Annotated in this window: 9 protein-coding genes; 3 read left to right on the top strand and 6 right to left on the bottom strand. The window is 71.9% G+C overall.

The features are described 5' to 3' along the window. The first annotated feature begins 25 nt into the window (after positions 1–25). Positions 26–2,773, top strand: a complete 2,748-nt coding sequence (locus ACQPWU_RS51915; RefSeq protein WP_433434145.1) for a CDP-glycerol glycerophosphotransferase family protein — start codon at positions 26–28, stop codon at positions 2,771–2,773. 188 nt (positions 2,774–2,961) lie between these two features. Here the strand turns inward: ACQPWU_RS51915 and ACQPWU_RS51910 are convergent, their stop codons facing one another. Together ACQPWU_RS51910 and ACQPWU_RS51905 are read right to left on the bottom strand one after the other, a co-directional pair. After that, on the bottom strand, positions 2,962–3,585 hold the full coding sequence (locus ACQPWU_RS51910; protein ID WP_433434142.1) for an NUDIX hydrolase: 624 nt from the start codon (positions 3,583–3,585) through the stop codon (positions 2,962–2,964). 82 nt (positions 3,586–3,667) lie between these two features. Beyond that, the gene (locus ACQPWU_RS51905; RefSeq protein WP_433434139.1) at positions 3,668–4,294 is read right to left on the bottom strand and encodes a class I SAM-dependent methyltransferase; all 627 of its coding nucleotides are present in this window, start codon (positions 4,292–4,294) and stop codon (positions 3,668–3,670) included. A gap of 267 nt (positions 4,295–4,561) precedes the next feature. On the opposite strand from ACQPWU_RS51905, the gene ACQPWU_RS51900 reads away from it, so the two are divergent. Next, positions 4,562–7,669, top strand: a complete 3,108-nt coding sequence (locus ACQPWU_RS51900; protein ID WP_433445518.1) for an ATP-dependent helicase — start codon at positions 4,562–4,564, stop codon at positions 7,667–7,669. Continuing rightward, positions 7,663–10,944 (top strand): ATP-dependent helicase, encoded by a 3,282-nt coding sequence (locus tag ACQPWU_RS51895; RefSeq protein ID WP_433434136.1) that lies wholly within the window; start codon positions 7,663–7,665, stop codon positions 10,942–10,944. Before ACQPWU_RS51900 ends, ACQPWU_RS51895 begins: the two co-directional genes overlap by 7 nt. Here the strand turns inward: ACQPWU_RS51895 and ACQPWU_RS51890 are convergent. The 4 genes from ACQPWU_RS51890 to ACQPWU_RS51875 are packed head-to-tail and all read right to left on the bottom strand — an operon-like array spanning position 10,904 to position 16,016. Then, positions 10,904–11,974, bottom strand: coding sequence for a type III PLP-dependent enzyme (locus ACQPWU_RS51890; protein ID WP_433434133.1), 1,071 nt, complete (start codon positions 11,972–11,974; stop codon positions 10,904–10,906). The two genes, ACQPWU_RS51895 and ACQPWU_RS51890, sit on opposite strands and share 41 nt — an antisense overlap. Beyond that, a complete protein-coding gene (locus ACQPWU_RS51885; protein ID WP_433434130.1) occupies positions 11,971–13,503 on the bottom strand; it encodes an IucA/IucC family protein in 1,533 nt (510 codons plus the stop codon). Before ACQPWU_RS51885 ends, ACQPWU_RS51890 begins: the two co-directional genes overlap by 4 nt. Further along, a complete protein-coding gene (locus ACQPWU_RS51880) occupies positions 13,504–14,964 on the bottom strand; it encodes an IucA/IucC family protein (RefSeq protein WP_433434127.1) in 1,461 nt (486 codons plus the stop codon). Next, the gene (locus tag ACQPWU_RS51875; RefSeq protein ID WP_433434124.1) at positions 14,961–16,016 is read right to left on the bottom strand and encodes a siderophore biosynthesis protein; all 1,056 of its coding nucleotides are present in this window, start codon (positions 16,014–16,016) and stop codon (positions 14,961–14,963) included. The genes ACQPWU_RS51880 and ACQPWU_RS51875 overlap by 4 nt, the downstream gene beginning before the upstream one ends. Between the last annotated feature and the right edge of the window lie 102 nt (positions 16,017–16,118).

Below are 16,118 nucleotides of genomic sequence, written 5' to 3'. Positions count from 1 at the left end.
TCGTGGAGAGCCTCTCGAAGCGGTCATGCGAGCGGTCGGTCCCGGCGGTCGCGATGCCGCGTTCGACACCGAGGTGCTGAGCGGCCCGCTCGGGACGCGCATGGACCTGGCGGTCAAGCGCGGTGCCGCGCGTCGGCGAGAGATGCTCGACCTCGTGCGGCCCTACCTGGCGGCCGTCGACGCGCGCGTCAAGCGCGACCTGCCGGTCTCGCGGCGTGTCATCGTCCACCTGATCGAGCACCGGCCCGACCAGGAGCTCGTCGAGGGCGAGACGCTCGTCAAGGTCGTGACCGCGGCGGCCGAGCCGTCCAAGCGCATACGCAAGGGCCTGCGCTGGTACGCCGACCTGCCTTTCCGCGACGAGCTCCCGCCCGACCTCTACCACTTGCGGCGCGCCGACCTGGTGCCGGTGACCCACATCGACGACATCGTCTGGGTCGACGGCAAGCTGCGCGTGACCGGTTTCGCGTATTTGGCGGGGCTCTCCGTCCGTAGCCGCAGGTTCAACTGGGCGACCGTGGTGCTGCGCGGGCCACGCTGGCTGCCGCCCATCCGCATGCGCACGCGCCGCGTGCTCGCGCCCGAGGCCACGCATGGCGCGCGCGAGCCCGGCTGCAACTACGACTGGTCCGGGTTCAGCGCCGAGCTGAGCCCGTGGCCGCTGCGCTGGCGCGGTGCCGTGCGCGGCGTGGTGTCCGCCGTGCGCCGGCGGATGCGCCACCGGCCCTCCGTGCCCGACACCACGACGTGGCGGGCCGAGATCGTGTTCTGGAGCCGGGGCGCGCGGGCCACGGGCCTGCTGCGCGGCTCCTCCGTCGGCCGGCCGGAGCGTCCCGCCGGGCGCCGGCTGAAGCCGGGCTGGTGGATCAGGCCGGTGTGGACGTCCGACCGGGCGCTGCAGATCGTGCTCCAGCCCAACAGGGCCGAGCTGACGGGCGCGTCCGTCGAGGGCGAGCGCCTCGAGCTGAAGATCTTCCTGCCCGGGCGCACGGTGACCAAGGGCCACGCCCGGCTCGGCGGCCACCGCATCGCCGCCGACTTCACGCCGGCGGGCGACGGCACGCAGGTCGTGGTGGGTCTCGCCGTGCCCGCGCTGCTGCAGGAGAAGGACGGGCGGCGGCTCTGGGTCGAGCCCAAGGGCGACCCGGCGGCGTCCGTCATGCTCGCCGACCTGGTGGAGACCCGCACGGCGGTGGGCGACCGCGAGATCACCGTGCTCGGTGACCGCCGCGACCGCGTGATCGTCTCGGCTCACCGCATCCGCCCGGTGATCACCTCCGCGATCTGGGAGGGCTCCTCGCTCGTCCTGCGCGGCCGCTATCCCGACGCTCCCGGGCCCCGCACGCTGACGCTGCGGCACCGGTCCGGGCTGTCCTATTGGCTGCCTATGGAGCGCTCCGGCGAGGAGTTCTCCGTACGCGTCGAGCCGTCGGCCATGGACCGTTTCGGCGAGTCCGTGCCGCTGGCCTCCGGCACCTGGAACATGTCGATCCGCCACCCGTCGGGCGAGATCGTGCCGTTGCGCATGGACCACGCGGCCCTGCTGGGGCTCGACGAGGATCCGCGCACGTTCGACGGGCGCACATACCGGATGATCTCCACCCGCTTCGACGTGCCGGTCGTGACGGTCGAGGAGGCCAGGCCCGCGGACGAGCGCGGCGTGGCGGGCACCCACGTGCTGCGCCGCGTCTTCTACCCGGCCCAGCGCACGGAGCCGCTGACGGACGCGACCGTCTACGTCGTCAACGACGGGCGGCTCTACGCCGACAGCGTCCGCGCGATCTACGAGGAGCGGCTGCGGCGGGGCGACGACCGCGAGCACATCTGGGTCGTCAAGGACGGCGCCTTCGTGCCGCCCGGCGGCGCGACCGTCATCCGGGCGGGCAGTCGCGAGCACCACGCCGCGCTCGCCAGGTCCCGCCACATCGTGACCAACTCGTTCCTGCCGGCCTGGTTCCGCGCCCGCGAGGACCAGGTGGTGGTGCAGACGTGGCACGGCACGCCGGCCAAGCACATCGGCAACGACCAGTCCCACATGGCCCGCGACCCGAAGCCGCCGATCTGGCACCGGCAGGCGGCGGAGGTGCGCGGCTGGGACCTGCTGCTCTCGCAGTCGCCGTGGGCGACGCCGGTGCTGCGCAAGGCCTTCGGCTACAAGGGCGAGATCCTGGAGAGCGGGCTGCCGCGTAACGACGTGCTCCACTCTCCCGACCGGGAGGCGCTGGCGGCCGCCGTGCGGGAGCGGCTGGGGCTCGTCGAGGGCAAGCGGGTGATCCTGTACGCGCCTACGTGGCGGGATTACGACCGCAAGAACGCCATGGTCAAGCTCGACCTGGCCAAGGCGCGCGAGGCGCTGGGGGCCGATCACGAGATCCTGGTGCGGGCGCATCCGATGCAGGCGATGCCCGCCGTTCCTGACATCGCCCACGACGTCACCACTTATCCCGACATCGCGGACTTGTTGCTGGTGGCTGATGTGCTGGTGACGGACTACTCGTCGGTGATGTTCGACTTCGTGTGCACGGGACGGCCGATCGTGTTCTACGGGTACGACCTGGCGAAGTACTCGACGAAGCGGGGGCTTTACCTGGACCTGGCCGAGCAGGCGCCGGGGCCGGTGCTGTCGACGTCGGCTGAGGTGATCGACGCCCTGCGGTCCATCGACTCCGTCGCCGCCGCCCACTCCGACCGATACGAGTCCTTCCGCGCCACCTTCGCCCCCCGCGACGACGGCAAGGCGACCGCGCGAGTCGTCGACCACCTGTTTTCTTGATCATTAGTTACGGCTCCGCACGGTGGGCCGCACGCGCCGACGTTCCTTGCCGTCTGTCATGGCCGGTCGTGAAGGCTCACGGGCTGCTCGCCGTGACGAGCGTCTCCTTGGCCGGCTCCGTGGTTAACGGCGTGCCACTCTCCGTGCGCGCCTGATCCGCACCCAGGGCGCGCGCCGTTCGTGTGGCATCAGAACAGGTCGGGGAGGTCCGGTAGGAGGAAGCGGCGGTCCGGGTCGTAGTCCGTCTCGAAGGGGAGGTCCTCGGCGCGGCGGAGGCCGGTGTGAGGGAGGTTCTCCACCAGGAGGTAGAGGAGCGACGTCATGGTGGTGCCGCAGACGATCTCGCCGGTGTCGATGAGCTTGCGCAGGCCCGAGATCGACACCCACTCCACCCGCTCCGCCTCCCATGGGTCCGAGGGCGGGCCGATGTGGGTGGCAGAGTCGGCGCGGTAGATGTGGTGGAGGTTGTCGGAGAAGCCGTTCGTCGGCTGGATGGACAGCAGCGGCCGCAACGGGCCGGGGCGCCAGCCGGTCTCCTCCTCGACCTCGCGTGCCGCCGCGTCCAGGGGCATCTCGCCCTCGTCCACCCGGCCGAGCGGGATCTCCCAGCCCCAGCTGTCGGTGATGAAGCGGTGCCGCCAGATCAGCAGCACCTGGTCCTGGTCGTCGGTGACGACCGCCCCGGCGCCGGGCGCTGTGCGTACGAGCCGATGATCGAGACGGCGTCCGTCGGGCAGCTCCACATCCGCCACCCGGATGTCCAGCCACTGGTCGGCGTACAGCGACTTCTCGGAGTGGACCTGCCACCGCATGCGATCGACCTCCGCGCCAAGGGCGAGATGTTGACCTTACGTTACAAGGATCAACGCTCCGTGTGCGAGGAATCGGCGGCGGTCACTTCCGCAGGTCGACGTCCAGCGACAGCGGTGAGAGACGCACGTCGTAGGTGCGGAAGCGGGTCTCCGAGACGAGCCGCTCGAACTCGCTCTTGGTGTACGCCCGCCGCGGCAGGAAAGACCGCAACACGTACCGCGTGAAGGTCTTGGCGAGCCCGCTGAGCCCCATCCGGTCCACGTCCTCGTCCACGGCCTCCTTCGACACGTCGCGGCGCAGGTCGTTGATGAGGGCGCGGCCGCCGGGCCGCAGCACTCGGTGCATCTCCTGAAGGGCCCCGACGGGATCGGAGAAGTTCTTGAACGCCGCGCAGCAGATGACGAAGTCGAAGCTCTCGTCGTCGAACGGCATCGCCGAGGCGTTCCCGAGCCTGAAGTCGACCTCGACCCCGGCCTCGGCCGCCTTCGAGCGGGCGATCTCCACGAACGTCTCGCTGATGTCGAGTCCGGTGACCGCGTAGTCGCCGGTCCTGGCCAGGGCGATCGACAGGTAGCCGGGCCCGGGGGCCACCTCTAAGATCTCGCTCCCTGGTGCGGTGCGCTCGCGCACCTTGACGACCTGCTCGTCGAACCTGCCGGGCGACTTGCCGGTGCTGGTGGCGTACCAGCGGGCGATTGCGCCCTCCATGCCCACACCTTTGTATCCCTTGGTCATAAAAACACGATATGTCGCGTCCAAGCGCTGTCAAGACATATCTCGAGACGCCTACGGCGAACAGGGAGCGGCGTGTCGGACAGGGAAGGGGCGATTCGCCCCGATACGGTAGGCGGATCGCGTGGGGAGACCGGGCAAGTCGGCACGATCTACCCCTGTGGTCTGGTGGAATCTAGTGCTGTGAGTGGTCAGACCTGGCGGTTGGTGCGGCGTGGCAGCGTTGGCCCAGTTGTGCCTCCTGTGCTCGACGAGCACCAGCGTGCCGTGGTCGCCCATGAGAGCGGCCCTCTGCTCGTTCTCGCAGGTCCGGGCACCGGCAAGACCACCACGATCGTCGAGAGCGTGGTCGACAGGATCGACCGGCGCGGCCTCGACCCCGAGCGCGTGCTCATCCTCACCTTCAGCCGCAAGGCCGCCGAGGAGCTGCGCCAGCGCGTCACCGCCCGCCTGCGCCGCACCACCCGCACCCCTCTGGCGCTCACCTTCCACTCCTACGCGTACACGCTGCTGCGCCGCGAGTCCGTGCTCGAGGGCAAGGCCCCGCCGCGTCTGCTGACCGGTCCCGGGCAGCTCCTGGAGATCCGCCGGCTGCTCCACGGCGAGTTGGAGAGCGGCGCGCTCGACTGGCCGGTGTCGCTGCGCGAGCCGCTCAAGACCCGCGGGTTCTCCGAGGAGCTGCGCGACTTCCTCTCCAGGGCCAACGAACGCGGGCTCGACGGCGAGCGGCTGGTCGCGCTCGGCAGGCTGCACGGGAGGAGCGACTGGGCGGCGGCGGGCAGGTTCGCCGAGCGCTACCAGGACAGGTTCGACCTCGACCCGGAGGAGACCTACGACTACGCCGAGCTGATCGGGGCCGCCTCCGCGCTGCTCGCCAGGCCGGAGGTGCGCGAGCGGGAGCGGGCGGCGCACGACGTGGTGTTCGTCGACGAGTACCAGGACACCGACCCGGCGCAGGAGCTGCTGCTGGCCCAGCTCGCGGGCGACGGCCGCGACCTGGTCGCGGTGGGCGACCCCGACCAGTCGATCTACGGGTTCAGGGGCGCCGACGTGCAGGGCATCATGAAGTTCCCCGAGCGCTTCAAGACCCGCGACGGCCGCGAGGCGCCGGTGCTGGCGCTGCGAGTGTGCCGCAGGAGCGGGGCCGACCTGCTCGAGGCCTCCCGGCGGGTCGCGGCCCGCCTGCCCGTCGCCCCGATGCCCGACCACGCGTACGGGCACGAGCACGACCATCGCGACCTCGCGCCGCTGCCGGAGGCGGAGCCCGGCGATGCGCGGGTGCTCCTGGCCGACAGCACCAGCCAGGAGGCGGCGATCGTGGCCGACACGCTGCGCCGCGCGCACCTGATCGACGGGGTGCCGTGGCACCGGATGGCCGTGCTGGTGCGCTCGGCCAAGCGCCAGGTGCCGCTGCTGCGGCGGGCCCTGGTCAACGCCGGCGTGCCGACGATGATCGCGGGCGACGAGGTGCCGATCGCGCAGGAGCCCGGCGTGCGGCCGCTGCTCACCATGCTGCGGGTGGCCCTGGATCCCGCCCAGCTCGACGAGGGCGTGGCCGAGGAGCTGCTGACAGGGCCGCTCGGCGGCACGGACATGATCGGCGTACGCCGCCTCCGCCGCGCACTCAAGATCGCGGAGAACGAGGCGGAGGGCACGCGATCCTCGGGGGAGCTGCTGGTCGCCGCGGTCCAGGACGTACGCGAGCTGACCCGCGTGGAGCCCCACATCGCCCTCCCCGCCGCACGTGTGGCCAAGCTGCTGGCCGCGGCCCAGGAGGCCGCACAGCAGGAGGGCACCGCCGAAGACCTCCTGTGGACCGTGTGGCACGCCAGCGGCCTGGCCGGGCGCTGGAGCGATCTGAGCCTGCAGGGCGGCCCCAGGGGGGCGCAGGCCGACCGCGACCTCGACGCCGTGGTGGCCCTGTTCGACCACGCGGCCAGGTTCGTGGACCGGATGCCCAAGGCGGGCCCCGAGGTGTTCATCGACGACCTGGCGGCCCAGGAGATCCCCGGCGACACGCTGGCCGACCGGGCCCCCGACGGCGACGCCGTGCGCGTGCTGACCGCCCACCGCTCCAAGGGCCTCGAGTGGGACGTCGTGGTCGTCGCGGGCGTGCAGGAGGGCGTCTGGCCCGACCTGCGTCTGCGCGGGTCGCTGCTCGGTGTGGAGGACCTCGTCGAGGTGGTCGAGGGCACTCGGCCGAACGCCGCCTCGCTGACCTCCAAGCTGCTGGCCGAGGAGCGCAGGCTGTTCTACGTGGCCGTCACCAGGGCCAGGCGCAGGCTCGTGGTGACCGCGGTGGGTGGCGAGGACACCGACGAGCGGCCGTCCAGGTTCCTGTCGGAGCTGATGCCGGGTGCCGTGGAGTCGGCCACGGTCGACGACCGGGCCCGCTGGCTGAACATGTCCGCGCTGGTGGCCGACCTCCGCAGCGCGGTGACCGATCCCACTAAGCCCCGAAAAATCCGGCAAAATGCCGCCAAGCAGCTCGCCCGTCTCGCTGCCGCGGGCGTCCAGGGCGCCCACCCCAACGACTGGTACGCCCTCACGCCCATCTCCGACGACCGCCCCCTGAGCTGGCCCGACGACATCGTCAGCATCTCCCCCTCGGCGGTCGAGAGCTTCACCAAGTGCGGCCTGCGCTGGCTCCTGGAGACGGCCGTCGGCGCCGCGGGCACCAGCACCGCCCAGGGCCTGGGCAACATCATCCACGCCCTGGCCGTCCTGGCCTCCACCGACCTGCCCAGCGAGGACCTCCTGGGCGACCGCCTCGACCAGATCTGGAACGACCTCGACTTCGGCGGCGTCTGGTACAACCGCAAGCAGCGCCAGGTCGCCGAGCAGATGATCGGCAAGTTCCTGCGCTGGCACAAGGAGAACCCTCGCGAGCTGGTGGCTCTGGAGGAGGCGTTCACCGCGATGGTGTCGGAGGGCGTCCAGATCAAGGGCCGCGTCGACCGGGTCGAGCGCGACTCCGACAACCGCGCCGTGATCATCGACCTCAAGACCGGTGGCTCCAAGCCCAAGGCGGGCGACCTCGACCGCCATCCCCAGCTCGGCGTCTATCAGCTCGCCGCGCTGCTCGGCGCGTTCGCGCGGCACGGCATGACCGAGCCGGGCGGCGCCGCGCTGGTCCAGGTCGGCAAGGCGGCGGGGAAGAACGAGGCACTGGAGCAGAAACAGCCCCCGCTGTCCGAGGACAAGGACCCCGGCTGGGCCACGGACCTGGTCGACACGGTGGCGATCGGCATGTCGGGCCCGTTCTTCCAGGCCAAGGTCAACGACGGCTGCCGCACGTGCGCGGCCAGGGCCAGCTGCCCGGTCAACGACAACGGGGGCCAGGTGTGCTGACCCCCGCCGAACTCGCCGGCAAGCTCGGCATCCTGCCGCCCACTCGCGAGCAGGCCACGGTCATCGAGTCCCCGCTGGAGCCGATGGTCGTCATGGCCGGCGCGGGCTCGGGCAAGAGCGAGACCATGGCCGGGCGGGTGGTCTGGCTGGTCGCCAACGGCCTGGTCAAGCCGGAGAACGTCCTGGGCCTGACCTTCACCCGCAAGGCCGCCGCCGAGCTGGCCACCAGGGTCAGGGAGCGGCTGAACGGCCTGGCCGAGGCCGGCCTGGTGGAGCCGGGCGCGCTCGACAACGAGCCGACCGTGTCCACCTACCACGCCTACGCCGCGCGCCTGGTCACCGACCACGCGCTGCGCGAAGGTCTCGAGCCGACCATGCGCCTGGTCACGCCGGCCGTGTCGTGGCAGCTCGCCTCGCGCGTGGTGGCGATGTACGACGGGCCGATGGACCGGATCGAGCTGGGCCCGCCGTCGGTGACGGCCGCGCTGCTGGAGCTCGCCGGCGAGCTGTCGGAGCACCTGCGCTCGTCCGGCGACGTGCGCCGGGTGGGGGAGTGGCTCCAGGACAGGTACGACGCGCTCCCCGGCAGGACGACCGTGGCCCAGCGCAAGCCGCTCAGCGTCCAGGCCGCGCGGGAGCAGTTGCTGCCGCTGGTGGAGGCGTACGAACGGCTCAAACGCGGCCGGGAGGTCATCGACTACGGCGACCAGATGTCGCTGGCCGCCAGGATCGCCGCCAACCACAAGGAGGTCGGCGAGATCGAGCGCGACCGCTACTCGGTGGTCCTGCTCGACGAGTACCAGGACACCAGCCACGCCCAGCTCGTCCTGCTCCGATCCCTGTACGGCGGCGGCCACCCGGTCACCGCCGTGGGCGACCCCTGCCAGTCGATCTACGGCTGGCGCGGCGCCTCCGCGGGCAACCTGCGCCGCTTCCCGCGTGACTTCCGCACCAGCGCCGGCGACCCCGCCGAGATCCGCCAGCTCAGCGTCAGCTTCCGCAACGGCGACCGCGTGCTCGACGTCGCCGCCCGCGTCCAGCTGCCGCTGCGCATGGACGCCCGCGAGGTCCCCGTCCTGGTCCCCGGCCCCAACCGGGTCGATCGGGGCCGCGTCACCTGCGCCTTCCACGAGACCGCCGAGGACGAGGCCAAGTGGATCGCCGACGGCATCGCCAAGATCCTCGGACAGGAGGTCGCCCCCGACGGCCTGCCCTGGGGCGAGAAGGAGCGCAAGAAGACGCTCGCCGTACAGCCCCAGGACGTCGCGATCCTGGCACGCAAGCGGTCGCAGTTCCCCGCGCTGCGCAGGGCGCTCGAGGAGCGCGACATCCCGGTCGAGGTGGTCGGCCTCGGCGGCCTGCTGACCGTGCCCGAGGTGACCGACATCGTGGCCACCCTGCGCGTTCTGTACGACGCGACGGCCGGCGACGCGCTGGCCAGGCTCATGGCCGGGCCACGCTGGCGCATCGGCCCGGCCGACCTGCGGGTGCTGGGGGAGCACGCCAGGCAGCTGGCCCGCGAGCTGAGCGACAGCGGTCGCGAGGAGGACCCGCTCGACCAGGTGGTCGCCGACCTGGCCGAGGAGCGCGGCAGCCTGGTGGACGCGCTGGACGAGCTGCCCGACAGGGAGGAGTGGCTGGAGCCGCTCTCGCCGCTGGCCCGCACCAGGCTCGTCGCGCTCGCCCACGAGCTGCGCCGGCTCAGGGCGCACACCGCGCAGCCACTCCCCGACCTGATCAGCGAGGTGGAGCGCACGCTCGGCCTGGACGTCGAGGTGGCCGCGCGTAGCGGCACGGCGAGCGCGTTCGCGGCACGGGCCGATCTCGACGCGTTCCTGGACGCGGCCTCCAGGTTCGCGGGCGACGCCGAGGACCCGACGCTCGGGGCGTTCCTGGCCTACCTGCAGGCGGCGGAGAGCGAGGAGTTCGGGCTCGAGGCCGGGCGGGTCGGCGACAGCAACAGCGTCAAGCTCATGACCGTGCACGCCTCCAAGGGCCTGGAGTGGCCGATCGTGGTCGTGCCGGGCCTGTCGCAGCTCGTCAGCTCGAAGGGGACGATCGCGACGGGCAGCATCTTCCCCGCCACACCGGTCATGAACAGCCGTTGGACGGAAAACCCGCGCAAGCTCCCCTATGCCCTGCGCGGCGACGCCGCCGACCTGCCCAGACTGACCGGGCTCAGCAAGGAGGAGCTGGGCGCGTTCGACGAGCTCTGCCGCGAGCGCGACCTGATGGAGGAGCGCAGGCTGGCGTACGTGGCCGTCACCCGCGCCCACTACCACCTGATCGCCTCCGGCTACCGCTGGGGCAGCGCCACCAAGCCCCTGGAGCCGTCCGACTTCCTCCTGGAGATCCGCGACACCGCGGACCGCGTCTCGTTCTGGGCCGGCGCACTGGCGGAAGGCGCCACGAACCCGCTGCTCGCCGAGCCCGCCGAGGCCACCTGGCCGGTCACGCCCGAGGGGCTGCGCTACGAGTCCGTGCTGGACGGCGCCAGACTCGTCGAGGACGCCCTGGCGGGCACGCTCGCGGAGGGGGAGGAGGACGAGCCGCTGCGGACGTTCGAGGAGGAGCGCCTGCGGGCCTGGGAGCGCGACACCGACCTGCTGCTGCGCGAGCGTGAGCTGTATCACCGCCGCCCCGCCACGACGGTCGAGCTGCCCACGAAGCTGACCGTGTCCTCGCTGGTCACGCTGGCCGGCGACCCGCGCGAGCTGGCCCGCAGGATCCGCCGCCCCGTGCCGACCAAGCCCGCGCCCCTGGCGCGCCGGGGCACGTCGTTCCACAAGTGGCTGGAGACGCGGTGGGACCAGCAGCGGCTGATCGACGACCTCGAGCTGTACGACGAGGAGCTCGAAGAGGCCGATGTGCTCCTGGCCGAGCTGCAGGAGCGGTTCGAGGAGAGCGAGTGGGCCGATCGGCGACCGGTCGATCTTGAGGTGCCGTTCGAGACCATGATCGCCGACCGGCTGGTGCGCGGGCGGATGGACGCGGTCTTCGAGCTGCCCGACGGCGGCTACGAGGTCGTCGACTGGAAGACCGGTCAGCCGCCCAAGGGGAAGGCCGCCAGGGTGGCGTCGGTGCAGCTCGCCGCGTACCGGCTGGCCTGGTCGCACCTGGCGGGCGTGCCGCTGGAGAAGGTGCGGGCGGCCTTCCACTACGTACGCGCCAACCACACCGTGCGGCCTGTCAACCTGCTCGACGCCGACGGCCTGGTCGCGCTCATCGAGGGGGTCAGGCTCTTAGATAGTGGAACGCCGGCTTCGGATGCATGAGGAAGTCGTGGTGCGAGATGTTCCAGGCGTACGCGCCGGCCATCTCGAACACCACCGTGTCTCCGATGTAGGCCGAGGTCACGATTTTTCGGGAAAAAAGGTCTTTCGGGGTGCACAGCTGGCCGACGAAGGTGATCGGCTCGTCCGCCACGCCCTGCCCCTTGCCCGTCGGCAGGATCGTGAACGGCTGGTCGTGGCCCTTGGTCGCCGGAGTGCGGAGATGGTGGGTGCCGCCCAGCAGGATCGTGTACGCCTCGCCGCGCACCCGCTTCACGTCCACGACCCTGGTCACGTAGTAGCCGCAGTAGACGGTCAGCGCCCTGCCCGGTTCGATCCGCAGCGTCCGCCCCCGGCCGAGCGCCGCCAGCTCACGGCCGTAGCCCACCCAGTCGAAGCGCGACTCGGGCGAGGCGTAAGAGACCGCCATGCCACCGCCCAGGTTGACCTCCTCGTACCCGTTGTCCAGCAGGGCCCCGGCCAGGGTGAGGAGCTGGGGCGCGTCCAGGCCGCTGGCCAGGTGGGTGTGCAGGCCGCGCAGCCGTACCCGCTCGGTGAACAGCGGCAGGCACTCGGCCACGCCCTGATCGTCCATGCCGAACGGCCCGCCCATCGTGAGCGCGGCGCCCTCGACAGGGAGGTCCGGGTTGAGCCTGAGCAGCACGTCGGCCTCCAGGCCGGTGTCGAGGAGGCGGCGCAGCTCGTTCGGGGACTCGACGTGGATGCGGTGATGCGGCAGGCGCAGCTCGGCGTCGGTCTTGCCGGGGCCGCCGAGCGCGACCCTTCTGTCCGGGAACAGGGCCCTGACATGCGCGTGCTCGCCGGCCGACGACACCTCGAACCCGTCCACGTGATCCGCCAGCACCCGCAGCAGCTCGGCGTCCGGGTTGGCCTTGACGGCGTAGTACAGCTCGATGTCCCCCAGCGCCCGCCGTACGGACGCGGCATGCCCGTCCAGCGCGGGCAGGTCGTAGAGGTAGGCGGGAGCCCCCGGCAGGCTCAGGGCGGCGTCCCGGACGCGGTCGCTGATCATGCGAGCGGGTTCGCGATCGGGACGTAAGCGGCGGCGCGGTCGGCGGCCCTGGCCCAGCGGACGCCCAGGTTCGCCTTGGCGGGCAACGGCGCCCCGGCCAGCAGGTCCGACAGAGGCAGCGGCCGGCCGAGGTCATCGGCCTGGTGAACGAGCAGGTCGCGGGCGATCCGCCACAGCTCCCGCAGCAGTCCGTCGTCCTGCCCCGCCAGCGCGGCGGCGATCTCGGTCAGGTGGTTGACGAGCAGACAGTAGACCACCCGGGCCCAGCCCCGCTCCGCGTCGTAGGTGAGCGCCCGGGCCACCTCGGGGTCCACGTCGTCCAGGCCGTGGCGGCCCGCGACCAGCTTGGCGCCCTCCAGGTCGCGGAAGACGGCCTGTGCGGGCAGGCCGTCCGTGTCCAGGCCGACCAGGACGTTCTGGAGGTGGGGCTCGAGTACGACGCCGTGCGTGAAGTACAGCTCCAGGACGGGCAGCGCCACCGCCGTCACGTACGCGTGCCACCAGGCGTGCGGGTCCTTCGCCGATGCGTCCAGGGCGAGCGCGGCGGCCAGCATGGGAGTCACGCCAGGGTCGCAGGCGGCCCAGGGGCTCTGCCTGACGATCACGCCCAGGCCCTCGTGGAGTCTGGCGCCGAGGGCGGCCGAGCGGTAGCCGGGCTCGGGGAGCCAGCGGGTGGCGGGGTGCTTGACGGATATTTCCTCAAAAATCGGTGTCAGCCGGGAGGTGAGCTCCACGGCCCCGGCCAACTCGTACCAGGCGTTCTTGCGCACACAGTTCGTGATCCGCACGTTCAGGGAGAACTTCAGGCAGACCTCCGCCTCAGGGGCGTACACGGTTCGGACGGACGAGGTTGGCATGACCGCCGGTCCCGCCCCCAGGTCGACCAGCTCGGGCCCGAACGCCGGCCGCAGCAGCTCGAGCTGCCACGGATGCGCCGGGAGCAGCCGGTATCCATCGGGTGTCTCGCCCATCGCGTCCAGCACCGACACGTCGCCGCCCTCCGCGAGCACGTCCTCCCGCACGCCGAGCAGCCTGAGGGGGAACTGGGCGTGCGCCTCGGGCGCGTACCGCAGCCAGCCGTCGCCGCCGCGCGCCTTGGGGCTGGGATGGAACGGATGCCCGTACACCAGCGCCTGCTCCGAGGCCAGCCACGGGTCGGCGGGCGGCACGGCCTCCTCCCGGGCCCGCAGGATCGCCGCCACGGCCTCCCGGCTGGCCATCACCTGCTCGCCGAACTCGCCGTTCTCCCCCTGGAGATCGGACTCGGCCAGGCGTACCAGCTCATCGGTGGTCAACCGCTGCCAGGCGCCGCCTTCCAGGCGCTCAGGAGGGCCGTCGAAGCGCAGCGCCGCGCCTCCGTACGTACGGGCCCGCAGCAGCGTGCCGGCCACCCGCAGCAGCAGGTACGGCGGGGCGGGCCACACCAGGCCACGTGGCCCGGCCACCTCCCGCACGCAGCAGCGCAGCAGGGCCGCCAGCGTCGCCTCCTCGGCACGGGCGGAGGGCGCGTCGATGGCCAGAGCGTGCATTCAAGCTCTCCTCAGGTAGTTGGGCCCGCTGGTGCCGTAGAACTTGTTGATGTCGCGCGCGCCGGAACGTTCCTTCGCCACGAGCGTCCCAGCGGTGATCATGGATTTGCCGGTGAGCCTGGCGGCGTCCAGGGTCCTGGCGCGCAGGATCCTGGCCATGGGATCGCCGCCGTACTCGTCGAGCGCCTCGGCCAGCGTGTCGCGCAGCAGCGCGGCCGCGCGGTCGTGGGGCATCGCCGCGAACGCCACCGCCGCGGCGGCGAGATGCAGCGTGATGGTCACGAACACGTCGGCCAGCGCGTGCGGGTCGTCGTTCAGCATCCGCTCGTCGGCGAACTCCGGCACCGCGACCCCGGCGTCGCGCAACCTCGCGGGTGACGCCAGCAGCCCGTCGTTGTCCTTGACCAGCAGCCGCATCCGGTCGCCCTGGAAGACCAGGGCGAGGTTCTGCTGATGGGCTTCGAGCGCGACGCCGTACCGCACGAAGAGCCGTACGTTCCACCGCAGCAGCACCCGCAGGTAGGCGGGGACGACGTCGCCCAACTCGGCCGGCACCCCGGGCACGGCCAGCGCGGCCACCGGCACGATCTTCCCTTCGGGCAGCCGCCTGACCATCCAGGCGAGGTACTCGTGGCCGGCGTGCGCGTAGGTCTGCTCGTCGGCCAGCAGGACGTCCGGATCGGCCAGCTCCCGCAGCAGCAGCTCGGCCTTCGCCCCGTCGCCGAGCGTGCCTGGCTTGATCGAGCGCCGGTTCCGCAGGCCCAGGGTGCTGATCGGAAGGGGGAGCTTGAGATGGGTGCGGGGGTCGAGCTCGACGGTCCGCATCGACAGGGTGGGCCGCACGGTCACCCGGGCCTCGTCGAGGACCCGTACCCCGTCGATCTTCCGCACCTCACCGACGGTCAGCGGATGCACCGGGAAGAGCACCTCGTCGCCCTCCCAGGGGACCACGTCGGCGGGAAGGCGCGCGGCGGCGCCGGGCACCACGGCCCAGCGCAGCTCGAAGGAGGGCGCGAACTCCGGCGCGTAGGCCAGCAGCTCGGCCTCGGACAGCCCCGCACGAGCCCGGGAGGTCGGATAGACGGGATGATCCACGAACGCGGCGAGCGCCTCATAAGAGGGCTTCCGCGCGAGGACCTCCGCGGCGTGCGCGTCATGCAGCTCCAAGGCGCCCAGCGCCGCCAGGCACTCCTCGAAGAAGGCGGCCACCCCCTCCGAGTCCGCCGGGTCCGCGACCTCCGCCAACGTCTCCAGCACCTGCTCCAGCCCCAGCCGCTCACCCTCGGCGACCACGAAGTCCTGGAACAGCACCCCGGGGGCCAGCCGCACCCACCGCCCGTCCGCCAGCAGCAGCCCCGCGCCGTCCTTGGTCCGGCTGATCCGGGAGGACAGCCCGCCGTAGTCCTCGCGCAGCAGCGCGTTCAGCACCCGGGCGGCCAGGTAGGCCTCCCGACCGCTCATTCGATCACCCACGGCCGCGCGACCCGGTAAGCCTCGATCGCCGGGTCCACCACTTCCCGGGAAGGCCCGACGGCCCGAATGACCCCGAGATAGTCCCGGTTCGTGTGCGTGAGGGAGACGACGTCCCCGACCCGTCGCAGAGGCCGGTGCCACAGCCGGACGTCCCCCTCGGCCAGGGCCTCGGCCCCGGGGGCGTCCTTGACGGTCCCTGACCGGTCCGCGACCAGGCTCACCGCACTCCCGTGTGAGGAGGTCTCCGGAATATCAGGTACGGGTTCGCCAAGGTGCACCCGAAGGATCCACTCGAACAGCGGCACGCCGAGCACATCTCCGAGCAGGAAGTCGCAATGGTCCCCGATCACCCGGTAGTTCACCTCGACGATCCGAGGCCCGCGCGGGGTGACCACGTACTCGGTGTGACAGGCCCCGAACCCGGCGCCGAGCGCCCGCAGCGCCCCGAGCACGTGCTCGTGCGACCGGTCCCGCGGCGCCCAGTCGAGCCGCTCCTCGATGAAGTACGGCAGCGCCCCCAGCGTCGTCTCGAACCCCCCGAGCACTCGCAGCTCGGAGGAGTCGCCCAGCGTCTCCAGCGTCCGCAGCGGCCCTTCGAGGTACTCCTCGACGACCAGCGCCTCCCCGGGCCGCCGCTTCCTGACCTCGGCCACCGCCCCGGCCAGATCGCGTTCGACCAGCATGACATCCTCGCTGGCCACGCCCTCGCGCGGCTTCAGCACGACCGGATAAGGCGGGTCATCGGGCACGGGGTCGCCGGGGGCGAGCCGCGCCGACCAGACCTGCTCGATCCCGGCCCCGAGGAGCCTGCGACGCGTCAGGAACTTGTTCTTGGCGGCCACGCACGCCCGCCAGTCCTTGCCGGGCAGCCCGAAATAGGCGGCGGCCAGCGCGGTCTCCGCCTGCAGGTGGTCGGAATTGGTGAAGATCGCGTCCGGCCTGCCGAGGTGCTCGACGGCGTCGATCACGGCCCGCGGGTCGCGTACGTCGCACGCCACCGCGTGCGGATGGTGCTCCGGCCGATCCGTCAGGATCGTCACCTCACAACCCAGCGCATGAGCCGCGGGCAGGAAGCCATCCGTCACGGAATCTGTTGGTTTGAGCGCGGTCAGATAAAGCCGCAACGCGAAGGCACCCCCGGA

Origin of the sequence: Nonomuraea sp. CA-141351 (assembly GCF_050944675.1) — a bacterium.
Classification (GTDB): Bacteria; Actinomycetota; Actinomycetes; order Streptosporangiales; family Streptosporangiaceae; genus Nonomuraea.
This window is presented reverse-complemented; position numbering and strand designations above follow the sequence as displayed.